This is a genomic window from Kitasatospora sp. NPDC059673 (genome assembly GCF_042734215.1).
In the GTDB taxonomy this organism is placed as follows: domain Bacteria; phylum Actinomycetota; class Actinomycetes; order Streptomycetales; family Streptomycetaceae; genus Kitasatospora.
The window spans coordinates 31,538-48,562 of sequence record NZ_JBHWEN010000021.1 but is presented as its reverse complement, the minus strand read 5'-3'; the positions used below and the strand labels follow the sequence as shown (position 1 = coordinate 48,562).

Sequence of the window (17,025 nt, the reverse complement as noted above, 5' to 3'; positions counted from 1 at the left end):
GTTTTCGGTCGGTCTCGGGGCTCCTGCGTGACACGTTCCGGATTGTGGGGAGTTGTGACATGACCGACGTCCAGCCGCTGGCGGCCGAAGCCCTGAGGTCCGAGCCGGTGCTGCTGCCGGAACTCGGCGAGGTGCCCTCGGCGGATCTGCAGGACCGTTTGGCCGGATGGCTGTCCGATTTCACCAGCCTCCAGGAGCACGTGGAACTGCTGGCCCGGGCCGACGGGCTGTCCGGCACCCTCGACGCGCTGCTGGACTCCGGCGCCGCGCTGCTCGGCGCCCGCCGCGGCCTGGTGGTCACCCTGCGGCCCGGGCCGGCCCGCACCCTGGCCCGGCCGGTCGGCCTCGGCCTGGACCCGGCGACGCTCGGCTCACTGGAGACCATCCCGGCCGAGCACGGCCCGTTCGCCGACCTGCTCAGCCTCCCCGGCGCCACCGGCCGGCTGCTGATCTCCGACCTGGCCACCGACCCGTCGGTGGGCCCCCGGTTCCGCGAGATCGCCGCCCAGCTGGGCCTCGGCGCCTGCTACGCGCTGCCGCTGGCCACCGCACGCGAGGGCGCGCTCGGCGCCGCGGCCTGGTTCTACGACGAGCCGGGCCGCCCCGACGAGCACCGCGAGCACCTGGCACGCCGCTACTGCGAGTTCGCCTCCCCGCTGCTGGCCCGCCAGCTGGAGGCCGACCGGGCGGTGCGCGCCACCGCCACGCTGCGCCGCTCGCTGCTGCCCGACCACCTGCCCGCCAGGCCCGGCCTGCGGATCGCCGCCCGCTGCGTGCCCGCCGCGCTGGAGCACGCCGCGGGCAGCGACTGGTACGACGCGGTCCCGCTGCCGGACGACACCCTGGCGCTGACCGTCGGCAGCGTGCTCGGCGGCGGCCCCGGCGCCGGCCCGGGCGCGGGTGCCGGCGCGGCCGCCGCGATGGGCCGGGTGCGGGCCGCGCTGCGCGCCTACGCGGTGCTGGAGGGCGAGGACCCGGTGTCGGTGCTCGGCGACCTGGAACTGCTGCTGAAGACCACCGAGCCGACCCGCTCGGCCACCGCCGTGTACGCCAACATCGACCCCGCCGAGCGCCGGATCGCGCTGGCCGGGGCGGCCAACTGCCCGCCGGTGCTGCTCACCCGGTACGGCGCGAACTTCGTGGAGACCTCGCTGTCCGCGCCGCTGGGCATGCTCAGCTGCTGGGAGGCGCCCGGGGTGGAGCTCACCGCGGAGCGCGGCGACGTCCTGGTGCTGTACACCGAGGGCCTGGCCCGCCGGTTCGGGACCAACCTGCACGCCGGGCAGAGCGCGCTGCGCCGGGCCGCCGCGGACGCCCCGCGCGACATCCGGACCGACCCGGAGCGGCTCTGCGACCACCTGCTGGCCGAGGCCGGCGGCGAGAGCCCGGGCGAGGACGACCTGGTGCTGCTGGCGGTCCGCTTCGACTGACGCCCGGCAGGAACCGCAGGTCGAACAGCCTTTCTTCACTGGAACGGCCCTACGTACCATGGGGGCGACGTCCGCCCTCGCGCCCCGCGACCCGGGGAGTGCGGGGCGGTACCACGCGCGCAAGGAGGCGACGTAGTGACCGAGGACCGCAGCCCGGCGGAGTCCGAGAACCCCGAAGGGGCCGCCGACGGCGAGGAGGAGGAGCCGATCAAGAGCCGCAAGAACGGCCTGCACGGCGAGATCTCCGAGGAGCTCGCCGCGTCCATGCGCTCCGGCTGGGCCGACACCGAGCTGCATGGCCTGCAGCCCGTCGCCCAGGCCCCGTACGCGGCCGAGCGCCGCGCCAAGCTGTCCGCCGCCTTCCCCGGCGAGCGGCTGATCGTCCCCGCGGGCAACCTGCGCACCCGCTCCAACGACACCGAGTACGCGTTCCGCGCCGCCAGCGAGTACGTGCACCTGACCGGCAACCAGACCGAGGACGCGATCCTGGTCGGCGAGCCCGTCGAGGGCGGCCACGACTTCGTGCTCTACCTGCTGCCGCGCTCCGACCGGGAGAACGGCGAGTTCTGGCTCAGCGGCCAGGGCGAGCTGTGGGTCGGCCGCCGCAACTCGCACGCCGAGGCCGAACAGCTGTACGGCCTGCCCGTGCGGGACGTCCGCAAGGCCGCCGAGGAGCTGGCCGCCGTCACCGTCCCGACCCGTCTGGTGCGCGGCTACGACGCCGCCCTGGAGACCGCCCTCGGCAAGCAGCTCGACGCCGAGAAGGACGACGAGCTGACGGTGTTCCTGTCCGAGCTGCGCCTGGTCAAGGACGAGTGGGAGATCGGCGAGCTGCGCGCCGCCTGCAACGCCACCGTCAACGGCTTCGTCGACGTGGTGCGCGAGCTCGGCCAGGCCGTCGCCACCTCCGAGCGTTGGATCGAGGGCACCTTCTGGCGCCGCGCCCGGGTCGAGGGCAACGACGTCGGCTACGGCACCATCGCCGCCGCCGGCCCGCACGCCACCACCCTGCACTGGGTGCGCAACGACGGCGACGTCCGCCCCGGCGAACTGCTGCTGCTGGACGCCGGCGTGGAGACCCACACCCTCTACACCGCCGACGTCACCCGCACCCTGCCGATCAACGGCGCCTTCACGCCGCTGCAGCGCAAGATCTACGACGCGGTGTACGACGCCCAGGAGGCGGGCATCGCCGCGGTCAAGCCCGGCGGGAAGTTCCGCGACTTCCACAACGCCGCGCAGCGGGTGCTCGCCGAGCGCCTGCTGGAGTGGGGCCTGATCGACTCCTCGGTGTACGACGTGGAGAAGGTGCTGGAGCTCGACCTGCAGCGCCGCTGGACCCTGCACGGCACCGGCCACATGCTCGGCCTGGACGTCCACGACTGCGCGCACGCCCGCCGCGAGAGCTACGTGGACGCGGTGCTGGAGCCCGGCGTGGTGCTGACCGTCGAGCCCGGCCTGTACTTCCAGGCCGACGACCTGACCGTCCCCGAGGAGTACCGCGGCATCGGCGTCCGGATCGAGGACGACATCCTGGTCACCGCCGACGGCAACGAGAACCTCTCGGCCGGTCTGCCCCGGCAGGCCGACGAGGTGGAGGCCTGGATGGCCTCGCTGAACGGCTGACACAGCGTCGCCCCGAAGCCCCCGTCCGGCCTGCCGGCGGGGGCTTCGGTGCGCTCAGTGCCGTCGGCCCCACCCGGAGCGGGCGGCGGCGATCACGACAATCTTCTCGAAACGGGCACGACCGGGCGTGAACATGGCTGCTCTCCGGAAAAGGGGTGTGGTGGTGTCCGCGAAGGGCGCTGCCGCTGCCCCCGCGTGCTGACACCCCCATACTCGCGGGCGGTCGCCGCTCAGTTCCAAAGGTTTTCCGCCCCCGTCCGGTCAGCCTGCGGCACCGCCCGTACGCACCCGGTCCGCCCCGGCCCGGCGCGCGGCACGACGGCGGCGCGGGCCGCTACACTCGCCGCGTCCCGCCACCGGCCGCACCTGGAGCACCACATGGCCGAGCCCGTACCCGTCACCATCGGAAAGCGCCCGGCGCCCGTGCACACCGTCGCGGTGTACGCCTTCGCGGGCATGGCCCCGTTCGAACTCGGGGTGGTGGTCGAGGTGTTCGCCCTCGCCCGCCCCGAACTCGCCGGACTGCTGGCCGCCCCCTGGTACGACGTGCGGGTGTGCGCGGAGCGGCCCGGGCACCCGCTGGAGGCGGTCGGCGGCTTCACCCTGACGCCCCGGCACGGCCTGGAGGAACTCGCCGCCGCCGACACCGCCGTGGTGGTCGGAGTGCCCGACCCGTACGGGCAGGTGCCGCCCGCCGTGGTCGCCGCGCTGCGCACCGCGCACGCCCGCGGCGCCCGGGTGGTGTCGATCTGCTCCGGCGCCTTCGCGCTGGCCGCGGCCGGTCTGCTCGACGGCCTGCCCGCCACCACGCACTGGCGGTGGGCCGAGGAACTGCGCCGCCGCCACCCGGCCGTCCGGGTCGACCCGGACGTGCTGTACGTGGACAACGGCCAGGTACTGACCAGCGCGGGCAGCGCCGCCGGCATCGACCTGTGCCTGCACCTGGTCCGGCAGGACCACGGCGCCAAGGTCGCCAACACGGTCGCCCGCCGCTTCGTCGCCCCGCCGCACCGGGACGGCGGGCAGGCGCAGTACGTCGAAGCCGCGGTGCGGCCGGTGGACGAGCCCGAGGACGGGGTGGCCCGGTCGATGCGCTGGGCGCTGGACCACCTCGCCCGGCCGCTGACCGTACCGCTGCTGGCCAGGGCGGCCGGCATGTCCGACCGCTCGTACCTGCGGCACTTCACCGCCCGCAACGGGGTCAGCCCGATGCGGTGGGTGGCGATCCAGCGGATCGCGGCCAGCCTGCCGCTGCTGGAGTCGCCGGAAGGCAGCGTCGAGGAGATCGCCGCGGCGGTGGGCTTCGAATCGGCGGCGACGTTCCGCCACCACTTCGGCCGCACCATGCGCACCTCGCCCACCGCCTACCGGCGCACCTTCGGCCGGGCCGCCTGACGGCCCGCCCTCCGACCGCGCGTCAGGACTGCTGCTCGCGCCGGTCGGCGTTGGCGTGGATCGCGTCCCGCAGCCACCCGGCGAGGCCCGGGGCGAGCTGCTCGTAGGTGGCGGTGAACCGCGGGTCGGCGACGTACATGTCGCCGAGGCAGCGGTGCATCTGCGGGGCGCACTCGTAGAAGTTCAGGCCGATGTGCTCGCGGTGCCGTTCGGCGGCGTCCATCGCCTCCGGGCTGTCGGGGGCCGCGCCGGCCGTGAACGCCGCCACCAGGGCGTCGTTGATGGCGTCGGTCTCCTCCTTGATCCGCTCCCAGTCCGCCTTGGTGTACTTCGAGGTCCTCTGCTGGGACTGCTTCCAGGCGTCGGTGTCGCCCCAGCGCTGCTCGGCCTCGTCCTCCCAGCTCTCCTGGTAGTCCTTGCCGAACACCTCGAACTTCTCCTCCGGGGTCAGCTGAATGCCCAACGTCCTTGCCTCCATCGCTCGTTCGACCGCCGCGGCGAGGTCCTCCAACTTCCTGATCCGGTCGCCGATCAGCTCGCGCTGCCGGCGCAGGTGCTCGGTCGGGCTGACCGAGCGGTCGTCCAGGATCGCCGCGATCTCCTCCAGCGGGAAGCCGAGCTCGCGATAGAACAGGATCTGCTGCAGCCGGTCCAGCTCGGCGTCGTTGTACCGCCGGTAGCCGGCCGGGGTGCGGCCGCTGGGCGACAGCAGCCCGATCTCGTCGTAGTGGTGCAGGGTGCGCACGGTCACTCCGGCGAGGTGGGCGAGCTTTCCCACCGTGTATCCGCTCATCGCGCCGTCTCCTTCCTTCCCGCTGCGAACCAGCCTCCGGCCTCACGTCGCGTGAGGGTCAAGTCGGCCCGGCCGGGCGGTCATTCGGACGCGCTGTAGCGGACCAGGTAGCCGGCGAACCGGTCCAGGTCCTCGTCGTCCCAGGAGGTGAAACGGTCGGTGAAGGCCCGCCGCCGCTGCTCGTGCGCCTCCGCCAGCAGCTGCTCGCCGGCGTCGGTCAGGTGCAGCAGCTGCCCGCGCTGGTCGTCCGGGTCGGCCTGGCGGCCCAGCAGCCCGAGCCGCTCCAGCGCGCCGACCTGGCGGCTCACGGTGGACTTGTCGAGCATGAAGTGCGCCGCCAGGTCCGCCGCCCGGCAGGAGCCGCGTTCCTTGACCAGGTCGAGCATGCTGTACGTGACCAGCGAGAGCTCGGGGTGCAGCTGGGCTGCCTTGTGGCGGGCCCGGCGGGCGAACGCGGTGAGCTCGCGCTGAATGGTCTCCAGCGCGGCGTCGCGGTCGGGCATGGCGGTGGCTCCTTCGTCGTGCGGTGTTGCGACCCACCGTAGGGGCACCCGCCCGCCCGCGCCGACCGGCCGGGGCCTACAGCAGATCGTCCAGCTCCCGCAGCAGCCGGGCCTTGGCCCGGGCGCCGACCAGGGAACGGATCGGCTCACCGCCCCGGAAGACCATCAGCGTCGGCATCGACAGGACGCCGTACGCGGCCTGGGTCTCGGGGTTGCGGTCCACGTCCAACTGGACGATCTTCAGCTTGTCCGCCTGCTCCTCGGCGACCTCTGCCAGGACCGGCGCCAGCTGCCGGCACGGCGGGCACCAGTCGGCGGTGAACTTCACCAGTACGGTGCCCTTCGCCGCCAGCACCTCGCTCGCGAAGTCCTGGTCGGTCACCACCTGCACGCCACTCATCGGATCCCCTCTCGTCGTTCAGTCGTGGTCGCGGACCAGCTCGCAGCGCGGCTCCCGGTCCACTGCGGCCAGCGCGTCGCGCGCCGCCTCGGCCTGGGCCAACTGGGTCGCCACCTGCTCCCGGACCTCGCTCAACCGGGCCACCATGGCGTCCAGTTCGGCCAGCTTCGCCCGGTAGACCTCCAGCGAGGCCGGGCAGGAGTCGCCGGCCGGATGCCCGGCCCGCAGGCACTCCACGAACGGCCGGGTCTCCTCCAGCTCGAACCCGAAGTCCTGCAGCACCCGGATCTGCCGCAGCAGCCGCAGGTCCTCCTCGTCGTACGCCCGGTACCCGTTCCCCCCGCGCCGCGCGGGCAGCAGCCCCCGCGACTCGTAGTACCGCAGCGTCCTGGTGGTGGTCCCCGCCCGCTGTGCCAGCTCGCCGATCCGCATGGCCCCGACGCTAGACCTTCACCCCGGCGTCAACGCCAGTGGTGTTCACGTGAATTGCCGGAAAGCGCCCGCCAAGATCGTTTACCCTCGCCTGGTGACCGACCTGACCACGGCCCTGCTCGCGGCCTACGACGAGCACATGCGCGGCCTCGGCCCCGCCCGCGACGGCGAGATCCGGGACGCCGACGGGCCGCTGCTGCGCAAGTGCGGCGGCTTCCGCGGCTTCCTCACCTCGCCCGCCGCCGACCTCGGCCTGCGCGGCGCCGAGCTCGACGCGCTGATCGCCCGCCAGCGGGACTTCTTCGCCGCCCGCGGCGAGAGCGTCGAGTGGAAGACCCGCGGCCACGACCTGCCCGCCGACCTGCCGGAGCGGCTGACCGCGGCCGGCTTCGTCGCCGAGGAGCCGGAGACCGTCCTGATCGGCCTGGCCGCCGAACTCGCCACCCCCACCCCCGCCCCCGAGGGCATCACGCTGCGCCGGGTCACCGCCCGCACCGACATGCGGCGGATCGCCGCGCTGCAGAGCGAGGTCTGGGGCCAGGACTGGAGCTGGCTGGTCGGCGACCTGACCGAGAACGCCGCCGCCGACCCCGAGGGCTTCCTGGTGGTGGTCGCCGAGACCGACACCCCCACCCCCGAGGTGGTCTCCGCCGCCTGGCTGACCCGCACCCCCGGCAGCGAGTTCGGCGGGCTGTGGGGCGGTTCCACGCTGGCCGCCTGGCGCGGCCGCGGCATCTACCGCTCGCTGGTCGCCCACCGTGCCCGCTGGGCCCTCGACCACGGCATTCGCTACCTCCAGGTCGACGCCTCCCCCGACAGCACCCCGATCCTGCGCCGCCTCGGCATGCACGCCGTCACCACCACCACGCCGTACGTCTGGACCCCGCCGGCCTCCGCCCCGCAGTAGGGCGGCCCCCGACAGGGCAGCCCCGCGTGTAGAGAGACGCCGGCCCTGCTCCGACCAGTGGACGCAAGCACCCACCGAGCACGAAGGACGTGGTCCCCGTGAAGTATCTGCTGATGACCTACGGCAACCAGGAGAAGTGGGCGTCCATCTCGGCCGAGGAGTGGACGGCGGCGATCGCCCAGCAGGACGCGTTCAACCAGCGCTACCGCGAGAGCGGCGAGCTGATCGGCGCGTACGGCCTGGGCGACGCGGCCGCCAGCCGGCTGGTGCGCCGCCAGGACGGGCTGCCCGCCGTGAGCGACGGGCCGTACCTGGAGACCAAGGAGTACATGGCGAGCTTCTACCTGCTGGACTGCGAGAGCGAGCAGCGGGCGCTGGAGATCGCCGCCGACATGCCGTGGGCGGACCAGGAACCGGTGGAGCTGTGGCCGATCCTGCACGAGACGCCGATGGCGGACTGACCCGCGTGCCGGCCGACCGGGCACCCGCCGACCAGGACCTGCTGCGCGACCTCGCGCCGCAGGTCCTGGGGGTGCTGCTGCACCGCCACCCCGGCGCCTTCGACAGCTGCGAGGACGCGGTGCAGGAGGCACTGCTGGCGGCCGCGACGCAGTGGCCGCAGCAGGGCCGGCCGGCGAACCCGCGCGGCTGGCTGGTGACGGTGGCCACCCGTCGGCTGGTGGACCTGGTGCGCGCGGACCGGGCCCGGCGCGAGCGCGAGGAGCGGCTGTTCCTGGCCACGCCGCAGTCGGAACTGCTCGGCCGGGCGGCGGACGCCGACCCCGCCGCCGACCGGGACGACTCCTTGGCGCTGCTGTTCCTGTGCTGTCACCCCGCGCTGACCGCGCCGAGCCGGATCGCGCTGACCCTGCGCGCCGTCGGTGGTCTGAGCACCGCGCAGATCGCGGCGGCGTTCCTGGTGCCGGAGGCGACGATGGCGCAGCGGATCAGCCGGGCGAAGCAGACCATCCGGGCCTCGGGCCTGCGGTTCGTGCTGCCGGAGCCGGGCGAGGCGGTGGAGCGGCTGCGCGAGGTGCTGCAGGTGCTGTACCTGGTGTTCAACGAGGGCTACACCGCCACCTCCGGCGAGGACCTGACCACCCCTCGGCTGTCCGACGAGGCGATCCGGCTGACCAGGCTGCTGCACCGGTCGCTGCCCGCCGACGCGGAGGTGATGGGCCTGCTGGCGCTGATGCTGCTCACCGATGCCCGGCGGCCGTCGCGGACGGGTCCGGGCGGGGAGCTGGTGCCGCTGGCCGAACAGGACCGGACCCGCTGGGACGGGGCGGCGATCGCCGAGGGCGTGGCGCTGGTGGAGCGGGCGCTGCCGCACGGCCGGGTGGGCCCGTACCAGTTGCAGGCGGCGATCGCGGCGCTGCACGACGAGGCACCGGACGTGGCGGCCACCGACTGGCCGCAGATCCTGGCCCTGTACGACCTGCTGGTCCGGGTGGCGCCCGGTCCGATGCCGGAGCTGGGCCGGCTGGTGGCGCTGGCGGAGGTGCACGGCGCGGAGCTCGCGCTGAAGGAACTGAACGTGCTGGAGCCGGTGCTCGGCCGGCACCACCGCTTCCTGGCGGTCCGGGCCGAGCTGCTGGCCCGCACCGGCGAGGCGGACTTGGCGGCGGAGGTGTTCCGCCGGGCGTCCGCGCTGGCGCCGAGCCTGCCGGAGCGGCGCTTCCTGGCGGAGCGGGCGCGATCGTTGTTCCAGGGCGTCCGGCCCTAGGGTCTGTCCGGTCGATCTTGTCGGATCAGCGTGCGTTGTCGGGCGCCCGGCTGGGAGTGCCGGCGAACCGTCCTCGTACTGGGTGTACTTGGATGGTTTGCCGGTGCTTCCAGCCGGGATGATCCGGCGGCGCGCGCCCGGCAAGATCGGCCGGACAGACCCTAGGCTCCGACGGCGGTGGCCACCGCGGCGTCGATCGCTCCGTACAGCTCGGAGCGCAGTCCGAGCCGGCTGGCGCGGATTTCGACGGCCTCGGCGACGGCGGGCTGGGCGTAGCGGTCCACGGATTCGCGCACGCCGTTGATCAACGGCTGTCCGGCCAGGCCGAGTTCGCCGCCGATCACGATGGCGGCGGGGTTGAGGCAGTTGACCAGGTCGGCGAGGACGCGTCCGATGGTGCGGCCGGCCTCGCCGAGGACGCGGGCGGCGGCGGGGGTGTCGGTGAGCTCGCCGAGCGGCGGCAGTTCGACGCTCTCGCCGGGACGGGCGCCGGGGGCGAGGACGTGGGCCAGGCGGCGGCGGACCTCGACGACGGAGGCGACGGACTCCAGGCAGCCGCGGTTGCCGCAGCGGCACCAGGTGCCGGTGTCGGGGAGCTGGATGTGCCCGATCTCGCCGGAGATGCCGCTGGCGCCGCGGTAGATGCGGCCGTCGAGCAGCAGTCCGGCGCCGATGCCGGTGGAGGCCTTGACGTAGATCAGGTCGTTGATGGCGTGTCCGCCGCTGTGGGCGCGTTCGCCGCGGGCGCCCATCTCGGCGTCGTTGCCGACGGTGACGGGGAGGCCGAAGAGCCGACCGAGTTCGGCGGCGGGGTCCATGCCGATCCACTGGGAGAGAGTGGAGGGGGCGCGGACCACGTTGGTGCGGGTGTCGAGGGCGCCGGGGATGCCGGCGGCGACGGCGGTGATCGCGTCCAGGGGGTGGCCGGCGGCGGCGAGTGCCCGGTCGGCGAGGGTGCGGGCGGCGTCCAGGACCCCGTGGGGGTGGTTGTCGACGTCGAGCTGGGCGGTGGCCTCGCCGAGGACGGTACCGGTGGTGTCGGCGACGGCGGCGGTGACGTGGGTGTGCCCGAAGTCGAGGGCGAGGACGAGGGCGTGGGCGCGGCGCAGGGTGACGGCGGCGGCGCGGCGGCCGCGTCCGGCGGGGGTGGTGGCGGCGGTTTCGCCGGCGAGTCCTTCGTCGATCAGGTCGGTGACGGCGCTGCTGACGGCGGAGCGGGAGAGCCCGGTGAGCCGGCTGATTTCGGCGCGGCTGAGCGTGCCGTGTTCGCCGAGGACGGCGAGCAGGGTGGCCCGGGTGCGCAGGCGGCGGGCCGAGGGTGCCGGGTGGGCGGGGGCGGTCATGCCCGGAACGGTAGCGGACAGCGACCGGATATACACCGTTGAACGGATTATTTGATGGACAACTTGTCCTCTTGACGGAGGAATTGGCCTATACCTATGGTCTAAGAACCCCTGCCGCCCGAGAAAGCCTCCTCAGGTACCGGCACGGAGGTCCCGCCGGGAGAGGAAGGCCGATGGACGCCACTCACAACCGTCACCGCTGGCGCGTCGAGATCCCGCACGCCAACGAAGTGCGCTCCGGCAGCCACCTGTTCATCGTGGACGCCCCCGCCGAGGACGACGCCCGCCGCACCGCCATCGAACGCGCCGAGTCCGCCGAGGCCCGCCGCCACCGCCGCGGCGCCGCCCTGGACCTTGCCCGGGTCACCGTCGTCCACCTCGCCCTGCTGCGCACACACTGACCCTCCCCCGCCCGCTGATCCCCCGACGGCCACCGGCCGCCGGGGGATCGCACTTTCCCCCGCCGGAGCGCACAGCGGGACGGGTGTGACTTCACCGGACCGAATTTGTATGCTTCGCTGAACCTCTACAGCTCTGTAGAAGTTCGGGTCGGCGCTCCACCGGCCACGACGGGGAAGGGTGCGTCATGTCTGCACGCAGGGCGGGGGGCCCGAAGACCGGATCCAGCCGCGGCCGCAAGGTCCGCCGGATCGCCCTGTGGACCACCGCCGGCATCGCCGCGCTCGCCGTCACCGCGGGCGGCCTGGTCTACTACCGGCTCAACGGCAACCTGAGCACCTTCGGCAGCGACGGCATCAGCAAGGACCGCCCGGACGCCGCCAGCGCCGACGCCCAGGGCCGCGTCCCGGTCAACCTGCTGCTGATCGGCTCCGACTCACGCTCCGGCAGCAACCGGGACCTCGGTGGCGGCGATGACGGCGGCGCCCGCTCGGACACCGCGATCCTGCTGCACGTCTACGCCGACCACAAACACGCCGTCGGCGTCTCCATCCCGCGCGACTCGCTGGTCGCCATCCCGTCCTGCCTGCTGCCCAACAAGAACTGGACCAAGCCGCAGGCCGGCGCCATGTTCAACAGCGCCTTCTCGGTCGGCAACACCGAACAGGGCAACCCCGCCTGCACCCAGAACACCGTGGAGAAGCTCACCGGCCTGCGCATCGACCACACCATGGTGATCAACTTCCAGGGCTTCGCCGACATGACCTCCGCCGTCGGCGGCGTCGACGTCTGCCTGCCCAAGCCGGTGTACGAGGGCGACCTCAACCCGAACCTCGGACACCGCGGCAAGCTGCTCTTCGAACAGGGCCACCAGAAGATCTCCGGCCAGGCCGCCCTCGACTACGTCCGGATCCGGCACGGCCTCGGCGACGGCTCCGACATCGGACGCACCAAACGCCAACAGGCCTTCCTCTCCTCACTGATCAAGCAGGTCAAGTCGCAGGGCATGAACCCCGTCACGCTGCTGCCACTGGCCGACGCCGTCACCAAGTCGCTCACCGTGGACGAGAGCCTCGGCTCGGCACAGAAACTCGTCGACTTCGCCATGTCCCTCAAGGACATCGACCTGCACGACATCAAATTCCTCACCGTGCCGTGGCGCTACCAGGGCGAACGGGTCGCCCTGGTGCACCCCGACGCCGACCAGCTGTGGGCCGCGCTCAAGGCCGACCGCACCCTGGACGGCCAGGACGCCTCGGCCGGCCCCGCACCCGCCGACAGCCCCACCGCCGCGCCCGGCCAAAGCACCGCACCGGCCAAGGTCGACGGCACCGGAATCAAGGTCGCCGTCCACAACGGCACCGAGACCGCCGGGCTGGCCGGCAAGGCAGCCGCGACGTTGGAGGCCTCGGGCTTCACCGTCACCGACCGGGCCAACGCCGCCTCCCACACCCACGCCACCACCCTGGTCGAGTACGGGCCCGGCGAGCAGGCCAAGGCCGAGCAGGTCGCCGCGCTGTTCCCCGGCGCCACCCTGCAGGCCGGCAGCCACGCCGGCATCTCCCTCACCCTCGGCGCCGACTACGCGGCCGGCAACGGCACCACCGCCGCCCCACCACCGCTTCCCACCGGCCCGCTCCCCACCAGCGTCAGCCAGGCGCGCTCCGCCGACGACGACACCTGCTCCGACCTCACCTAAGGCTGACCGGCACTCGACCACCACGGGGGACAGCAGCGATGAACCCGCTCACCGGCCACGGCCCCACCCAGCAGGACCGCGCCGACTTCGAATACGCCCTCGGTCGGGCACTCGCCGACCCCGCGGTGCGCGCCGCACTCGCCGCCGACCCGCCACGGGCCGCCCGGCTGCGCACCCTGGCCCGGCAGCGCACCACGGAGATCCTGGCCGCCGCCGAACCCGAGTACCTGACGTACCGCCGGCTCCGCGACACCGCGCCCACCGAACCCGGCCCCGCCGCCGAACCCGGCGAACGGCTGTCCGGCTGGTTCGGCGCGCTCGCCCTGGTGGTGCCGATCGTCACCGGCAGCGCCGCCGCCGGGTTCTTCCTGCTCGGCGCCGTCATCGGCCTGTCCCGCCCGCACGCCGCGCTCGCCGACACGCTGCGCACCGCCGCCTGGTCCACCGTCGCCGCCGCCGTCGCCAGCGCCGTGATCGGCCTGCTCGGCCTGCTGCTCAGCGCCTCCCGCCAGCGCGCCGCGCCCCACGCGCAGCCGCAGCACACCCAGGACCTGTCCGCCGCCCGCACCGCCTGGCGCACCGCCCTGCTGCACCGCGGACTGATCCCCTTCCTGCTGACCGCCCCGGACACCACCGGCCCACAGCCGCCGGACGGCTGAAGACCGGGGCACACACCGTCATGCCGCACTCGTCGGCACACCGATCCGGGCGCCGGCCCGGAACGGGAACAACGGGGCACCGGCGTGGAGTTCGGCCGCCAGCGACTCCTCGGCCGGGTACGCGCCGAGGGCCGGCGGCGGCTCGTCGACCAGGCGGTGCAGGCGGTGCAGGCGGTGCAGGCGGACCAGCAGGCCACGCAGAGCGGCGTGCAGCCACAGCTGCCCGGCCACCTGGCCGGCCTCCCAGAGCAGCAGGAAGGCCGCGGCGGCGTACAAGGTCTCGTAGGCGGCGGCCAGTTGACGAGCCGCCGGGCCTTCGGACGGTTCGGCCATCCGGCGGTGCAGCTCGTCGCCGACCGCCAGCACACCCCCGGCCAGGAGGCGAATCTCCCCGTCGGCGCGGTCCAGCGCGGGCCCGGCGAGCAGCCGGGGAAGCACCTGGACGGGGCTGCACCCGCTGCGGGAGCGGGCGCTCCGGCCCGACGGCAAGTGTGGCCGGGCCGTTCGCGCCGGGCAAGGGAGGACGGGTGGGCGGCCGGCTCAGCCGGTCAGCCAGTTGAGGAACTGGCTCCAGCGGCCGGGCTTTCCGGCGGGCGCCTCCTGCTTCGGAGCCGGTTCCACCGCCACCGCCACCGGCGGCATCGGCTCCCGCGCCATTGGCTCTCGCACCATTACTCTCGTGCCGCCGGCTCCCGCACCGTCGGCTCCCGCGGCGTGAACCGGCCCGGCAGGGCGGCCAACGCACGGTTGAACGGGCCCGGGCTCCAGCTCAACGAGGCTTCCGGGACGGCCAGTTCGAGATCCGGCAGCTGCTGGAACAGGTTGTCCAGCGCGGTCATGGTGATGTGCAGCGCCGGGTCCTTGGACGGGCAGGCGTGCGGCCCGGCACTCCACGACAGGTAGGCGCGACTGCCGGCCTGGCGCTGCGCAACCAGCTCCGGGCCGGTGTTGGCGGCGGCGAAGCCGACCAGCACCAGATCGCCGGCCCGCACCCGCTGCCCACCGAGGTTCAGGTCCGTCACCGGGTAGTGCGGCGCCAGGTTGGTGATCGGCGGGTTGTCCCACAGAGTGTCGTCGATCGCCTCGTCGGTGAGACCGCCGCCCTTGAGGTAGAAGTCGTCGGTGAGCCGCCGGTGCAGGGTGTTGCCGATCAGGTTGTCGAGCGGTTCGGCCCCGGCGCCCAGCATCAGGGCCACCTGGTGGACCATCTCCTCGTCCGTGAGGTGCTGGTGATGCCCCATCAGCCAGCTGGCCACATCGTCGCCCGGCCGCTCCCGCTTGAGCGCGACGAGTTCGCCGACCGCACCGAACAGCACCTGGGCGGCCTGCTCGGCGGTCGCGTAGTCGGTGACCAGCGTGGCCTCCACCCCGGGCGCCAACTCCACCGGCGCCGCCGCCCCGAACCGCCGCAACCGCTCGTAGTACCCCTGCGGATCGGCGGCGAACTCGGGCCCGTACAGCGGCACCCGCCCCGCGCACCCATCGCCTCACCGGAGCGGAACTCCCGTCTCCCTACCGCTACTTGACGTGCCATCACCCCTCTTCTCCTTCTGAACCGACCGCATGAATCCCCGGGCCCCGCAAGCCACCTCACCGCACCCCGGGCGCGGGGCCGCCGATGCCGGACCTGTTCGCCTTCGCCGCGCCCGCCCCACAGTGGACATATGCCATCTCCGGCCGCCTGATCAGCGCTGATCCGTTGTAGTTCCTTTACAGGCCGGATCAAGGTGCCATGACGTCAACTACCGGACGCCCTGCCGATGTCCGGCCCGCACACCATCCCGGCCCTACCACGCGAACCAGGACACGAGATCGGAAAACGCCGAAACCACGGCGGCCGGACCTGCCGCTACCGACACTGGATCGTATGGAAACCGAAGACACCCCCGCCGTCCACCGCGAAATCCACGACGCCGGAAACAAGGACACCCTGCCCGGCACCCTGGTGCGCTCGGAGGGCGACGACCCGAGCACGGACGAACTGGTCAACAGCGTCTACGACGCGCTCGGCAGCACCTTCGACTTCTTCCGCGAGGTGTACGGCAGGAACTCCATCGACGGCAAGGGCAGCCCGCTGCGGGTGACCGTCCACTACCGCGAGAAGTTCGCCAACGCCTTCTGGGACGGCGAGCGGTTCGTCCTCGGCGACGGCGACGGCGAACTGTTCCGACTGCGCCCGCACGAGATCCTCGACGTCGTCGCGGCGGGCCTGGCCCAGCAGATCACCGCCCCGCTACTCCTGTCCGTCAAGGACCCCGGCGCGCTCGCCGTGTCCATCGCCGACGTCTTCGCCTCCCTCGTCAAGCAATACGCACTCGGCCAGAGCGCCGACCAGGCCGACTGGCTCCTCGGGCTGGGGATGCTCGCCCCGGGCGTCAAGGGCAAGGCCCTGCGCTCACTGGCCGCTCCCGGCACCGCCTACGACGACGACAAGCTCGGCAAGGACCCACAGGTGGCCCACACGAACGACTACCACGACATGCCGATCTACCGCGACAACGGCGGCGTGCACATCAACTCGGGCATCCCCAACCGCCCCTTCCACCTCACCGCCACCGCCATCGGCGGCAACGCCTGGGAGAAGGCCGGCCGAATCTGGTACGACGCCGCCACCGGCGGCAAGCTCTCCAACGAGGCCACCTTCACCGACTTCGCCAAGCTCACCGCGACCGTCGCCGAAGAGCTCTACGGCACCGGAACCGAACTGGACGCCGTCAACACCGCCTGGAAAACCGTCGGCGTCCTCTGACCTCCCCCCCCCCGTCAGCAGACCCGTGGAACCGCCCCGCCACAGGTGCGGCGGGGGCGTGAACAGTCAAGCGGGGCGAGGACAGTCAGTCACCGGGGGCCACGGCGACGTCCGTGGGGGTGGGGGCCGAGGTCTGCACGCAGTACTCCTGCTTGCCCCAGATGCTGTCGCAGTACTGCCAGAACTTCATGTGCCACTCCGCCCCCAGCAGCGGACACCAGTCCTTGAAGCTGTGGGGGTGGCACTCCAGCCACCGCCCTCCTTCCTCCTCCTCATTGGTCTCCGCGCGCTGAACACTCGCCCGGTCCGCGGTGGGACGGGCCTCGGCCCGGGCGGGGGCGGTGAGCAGACCCACCGCGAAGATCGCAGTGAGGAGGGTGGCGGTCGCGCGTCGTACGTTCATGAGGTGTCCTCCAGCGGTGTCAGCGGTGATCACCCGGCCAGGGCCCAGGTGGCGGATCAGTCGGCACGGGGGCCGATGACGTCTCCGATCCTGACCGTCGTGAACAGGTCGACGGTGTCGCCGTCGTCGTCCTGCGGCGCCTTGAGCCGCAGGCCCACGATGTCGCCGGGCTCCCCGTTGGTGGGCAGCCCCTCGTTCTTGATCGTGACGGCCAGAACTTCGGTGCTCAGCACTGAAGTCCCGTCGCGGGTGCCGGTGACGTCCGCCCCCGTCGTCATCACGCCCTGCTCGACCGTCCCGTAAAAAACCACGCCGCTCTCGGGGAGCGAGAGGACCCGCTCGATGCGCAGGCGCAGGGGAAGGTTCGCGGACGCGGGCTCGCCGCTCATGTCGGCACTCCTCCGGTTCTCAATGGGTTTCCGCTGCCAGTGGTCCGGCGGCGGCGTGCAATGGTGCGGACCGGTCGCCGCGACGGCAGTGGCCGGTGAGGACCGGAATCTCCTCCCGGAGGTGCGCCCGGCTTCTCCTCGCCCTCCGCGCACAGTTGCCCCGCCTTCGACG

General features: G+C 73.1%; 19 protein-coding genes. 10 read left to right on the top strand and 9 right to left on the bottom strand.

Annotated features, from left to right (window positions below; all coding sequences use genetic code 11):
• Positions 1 to 59 precede the first annotated feature (59 nt).
• The 3 genes from ACFV18_RS23575 to ACFV18_RS23565 all read left to right on the top strand — a co-directional run bounded on the left by ACFV18_RS23575 (position 60) and on the right by ACFV18_RS23565 (position 4,451).
• Positions 60 to 1,430, top strand: a complete 1,371-nt coding sequence (locus ACFV18_RS23575) for a PP2C family protein-serine/threonine phosphatase (protein WP_380486262.1) — start codon at positions 60 to 62, stop codon at positions 1,428 to 1,430.
• Positions 1,431 to 1,565: 135 nt separating this feature from the next.
• Positions 1,566 to 3,056 carry an aminopeptidase P family protein gene (locus ACFV18_RS23570; protein WP_380486260.1) on the top strand — a complete coding sequence of 497 codons (1,491 nt, stop codon included), beginning with the start codon at positions 1,566 to 1,568 and terminating at the stop codon, positions 3,054 to 3,056.
• Positions 3,057 to 3,434: 378 nt separating this feature from the next.
• Positions 3,435 to 4,451: a helix-turn-helix domain-containing protein gene (locus ACFV18_RS23565; RefSeq protein WP_380486258.1), complete on the top strand. Its 1,017-nt coding sequence runs from the start codon at positions 3,435 to 3,437 to the stop codon at positions 4,449 to 4,451.
• 22 nt (positions 4,452 to 4,473) lie between these two features.
• On the opposite strand, the gene ACFV18_RS23560 is transcribed toward ACFV18_RS23565, so the two are convergent.
• From ACFV18_RS23560 to ACFV18_RS23545, 4 genes are all read right to left on the bottom strand, one after another.
• Positions 4,474 to 5,244 carry a MerR family transcriptional regulator gene (locus ACFV18_RS23560; protein WP_380486256.1) on the bottom strand — a complete coding sequence of 257 codons (771 nt, stop codon included), beginning with the start codon at positions 5,242 to 5,244 and terminating at the stop codon, positions 4,474 to 4,476.
• A gap of 80 nt (positions 5,245 to 5,324) precedes the next feature.
• Complete coding sequence (locus ACFV18_RS23555; RefSeq protein ID WP_380486254.1) at positions 5,325 to 5,747, bottom strand: MarR family winged helix-turn-helix transcriptional regulator; 423 nt, start codon at positions 5,745 to 5,747, stop codon at positions 5,325 to 5,327.
• Positions 5,748 to 5,823: 76 nt separating this feature from the next.
• Positions 5,824 to 6,147: a thioredoxin gene (trxA, locus tag ACFV18_RS23550; protein WP_380486252.1), complete on the bottom strand. Its 324-nt coding sequence runs from the start codon at positions 6,145 to 6,147 to the stop codon at positions 5,824 to 5,826.
• Between the two features lie 18 nt (positions 6,148 to 6,165).
• Positions 6,166 to 6,579, bottom strand: coding sequence for a MerR family transcriptional regulator (locus ACFV18_RS23545; protein ID WP_380486251.1), 414 nt, complete (start codon positions 6,577 to 6,579; stop codon positions 6,166 to 6,168).
• Positions 6,580 to 6,673: 94 nt separating this feature from the next.
• Between ACFV18_RS23545 and ACFV18_RS23540 the strand changes: the two genes are divergently transcribed.
• The 3 genes from ACFV18_RS23540 (at position 6,674) to ACFV18_RS23530 (ending at position 9,212) form a co-directional block, all read left to right on the top strand.
• On the top strand, positions 6,674 to 7,486 hold the full coding sequence (locus tag ACFV18_RS23540) for a GNAT family N-acetyltransferase (RefSeq protein ID WP_380486249.1): 813 nt from the start codon (positions 6,674 to 6,676) through the stop codon (positions 7,484 to 7,486).
• A 98-nt stretch (positions 7,487 to 7,584) separates the two neighbouring features.
• Positions 7,585 to 7,947: a YciI family protein gene (locus ACFV18_RS23535; RefSeq protein ID WP_380486247.1), complete on the top strand. Its 363-nt coding sequence runs from the start codon at positions 7,585 to 7,587 to the stop codon at positions 7,945 to 7,947.
• Positions 7,948 to 7,952: 5 nt separating this feature from the next.
• Positions 7,953 to 9,212: an RNA polymerase sigma factor gene (locus tag ACFV18_RS23530; protein WP_380486245.1), complete on the top strand. Its 1,260-nt coding sequence runs from the start codon at positions 7,953 to 7,955 to the stop codon at positions 9,210 to 9,212.
• 161 nt (positions 9,213 to 9,373) lie between these two features.
• Here the strand turns inward: ACFV18_RS23530 and ACFV18_RS23525 are convergent, their stop codons facing one another.
• Positions 9,374 to 10,555 (bottom strand): ROK family transcriptional regulator, encoded by a 1,182-nt coding sequence (locus tag ACFV18_RS23525; protein WP_380486243.1) that lies wholly within the window; start codon positions 10,553 to 10,555, stop codon positions 9,374 to 9,376.
• A gap of 173 nt (positions 10,556 to 10,728) precedes the next feature.
• Here ACFV18_RS23525 and ACFV18_RS23520 point away from each other — a divergent pair, with 173 nt between their 5' ends.
• From ACFV18_RS23520 to ACFV18_RS23510, 3 genes are all read left to right on the top strand, one after another.
• A complete protein-coding gene (locus tag ACFV18_RS23520; protein ID WP_380486241.1) occupies positions 10,729 to 10,956 on the top strand; it encodes a hypothetical protein in 228 nt (75 codons plus the stop codon).
• Positions 10,957 to 11,141: 185 nt separating this feature from the next.
• Positions 11,142 to 12,653, top strand: a complete 1,512-nt coding sequence (locus ACFV18_RS23515; protein WP_380486239.1) for an LCP family protein — start codon at positions 11,142 to 11,144, stop codon at positions 12,651 to 12,653.
• 38 nt (positions 12,654 to 12,691) lie between these two features.
• The gene (locus ACFV18_RS23510) at positions 12,692 to 13,312 is read left to right on the top strand and encodes a hypothetical protein (RefSeq protein ID WP_380486237.1); all 621 of its coding nucleotides are present in this window, start codon (positions 12,692 to 12,694) and stop codon (positions 13,310 to 13,312) included.
• 18 nt (positions 13,313 to 13,330) lie between these two features.
• Here ACFV18_RS23510 and ACFV18_RS23505 read toward each other — a convergent pair whose 3' ends face one another.
• Together ACFV18_RS23505 and ACFV18_RS23500 are read right to left on the bottom strand one after the other, a co-directional pair.
• Positions 13,331 to 13,750, bottom strand: a complete 420-nt coding sequence (locus ACFV18_RS23505; RefSeq protein ID WP_380486235.1) for a hypothetical protein — start codon at positions 13,748 to 13,750, stop codon at positions 13,331 to 13,333.
• Positions 13,751 to 13,983: 233 nt separating this feature from the next.
• Entirely contained in the window at positions 13,984 to 14,778 is a 795-nt protein-coding gene (locus ACFV18_RS23500; RefSeq protein ID WP_380486233.1) for a hypothetical protein, read from the bottom strand.
• 401 nt (positions 14,779 to 15,179) lie between these two features.
• On the opposite strand from ACFV18_RS23500, the gene ACFV18_RS23495 reads away from it, so the two are divergent.
• The gene (locus tag ACFV18_RS23495) at positions 15,180 to 16,061 is read left to right on the top strand and encodes a M4 family metallopeptidase (RefSeq protein ID WP_380486231.1); all 882 of its coding nucleotides are present in this window, start codon (positions 15,180 to 15,182) and stop codon (positions 16,059 to 16,061) included.
• An 85-nt stretch (positions 16,062 to 16,146) separates the two neighbouring features.
• Here the strand turns inward: ACFV18_RS23495 and ACFV18_RS23490 are convergent, their stop codons facing one another.
• Together ACFV18_RS23490 and ACFV18_RS23485 are read right to left on the bottom strand one after the other, a co-directional pair.
• Complete coding sequence (locus ACFV18_RS23490; protein ID WP_380486230.1) at positions 16,147 to 16,464, bottom strand: hypothetical protein; 318 nt, start codon at positions 16,462 to 16,464, stop codon at positions 16,147 to 16,149.
• A 56-nt stretch (positions 16,465 to 16,520) separates the two neighbouring features.
• Positions 16,521 to 16,853 (bottom strand): hypothetical protein, encoded by a 333-nt coding sequence (locus ACFV18_RS23485; protein ID WP_380486228.1) that lies wholly within the window; start codon positions 16,851 to 16,853, stop codon positions 16,521 to 16,523.
• Positions 16,854 to 17,025: the final 172 nt, after the last annotated feature.

Excerpts from the sequence above, each read along its gene's own strand:
- ACFV18_RS23575 (WP_380486262.1), top strand. The coding sequence starts at position 60 with ATGACCGACGTCCAGCCGCTGGCGGCCGAAGCCCTGAGGTCCGAGCCG.
- ACFV18_RS23565 (WP_380486258.1), top strand. The coding sequence starts at position 3,435 with ATGGCCGAGCCCGTACCCGTCACCATCGGAAAGCGCCCGGCGCCCGTG.
- ACFV18_RS23560 (WP_380486256.1), bottom strand. The coding sequence starts at position 5,244 with ATGAGCGGATACACGGTGGGAAAGCTCGCCCACCTCGCCGGAGTGACC.
- ACFV18_RS23555 (WP_380486254.1), bottom strand. The coding sequence starts at position 5,747 with ATGCCCGACCGCGACGCCGCGCTGGAGACCATTCAGCGCGAGCTCACC.
- trxA (WP_380486252.1), bottom strand. The coding sequence starts at position 6,147 with ATGAGTGGCGTGCAGGTGGTGACCGACCAGGACTTCGCGAGCGAGGTG.
- ACFV18_RS23545 (WP_380486251.1), bottom strand. The coding sequence starts at position 6,579 with ATGCGGATCGGCGAGCTGGCACAGCGGGCGGGGACCACCACCAGGACG.
- ACFV18_RS23525 (WP_380486243.1), bottom strand. The coding sequence starts at position 10,555 with ATGACCGCCCCCGCCCACCCGGCACCCTCGGCCCGCCGCCTGCGCACC.
- ACFV18_RS23520 (WP_380486241.1), top strand. The coding sequence starts at position 10,729 with ATGGACGCCACTCACAACCGTCACCGCTGGCGCGTCGAGATCCCGCAC.
- ACFV18_RS23515 (WP_380486239.1), top strand. The coding sequence starts at position 11,142 with ATGTCTGCACGCAGGGCGGGGGGCCCGAAGACCGGATCCAGCCGCGGC.
- ACFV18_RS23510 (WP_380486237.1), top strand. The coding sequence starts at position 12,692 with ATGAACCCGCTCACCGGCCACGGCCCCACCCAGCAGGACCGCGCCGAC.
- ACFV18_RS23495 (WP_380486231.1), top strand. The coding sequence starts at position 15,180 with ATGGAAACCGAAGACACCCCCGCCGTCCACCGCGAAATCCACGACGCC.
- ACFV18_RS23490 (WP_380486230.1), bottom strand. The coding sequence starts at position 16,464 with ATGAACGTACGACGCGCGACCGCCACCCTCCTCACTGCGATCTTCGCG.
- ACFV18_RS23485 (WP_380486228.1), bottom strand. The coding sequence starts at position 16,853 with ATGAGCGGCGAGCCCGCGTCCGCGAACCTTCCCCTGCGCCTGCGCATC.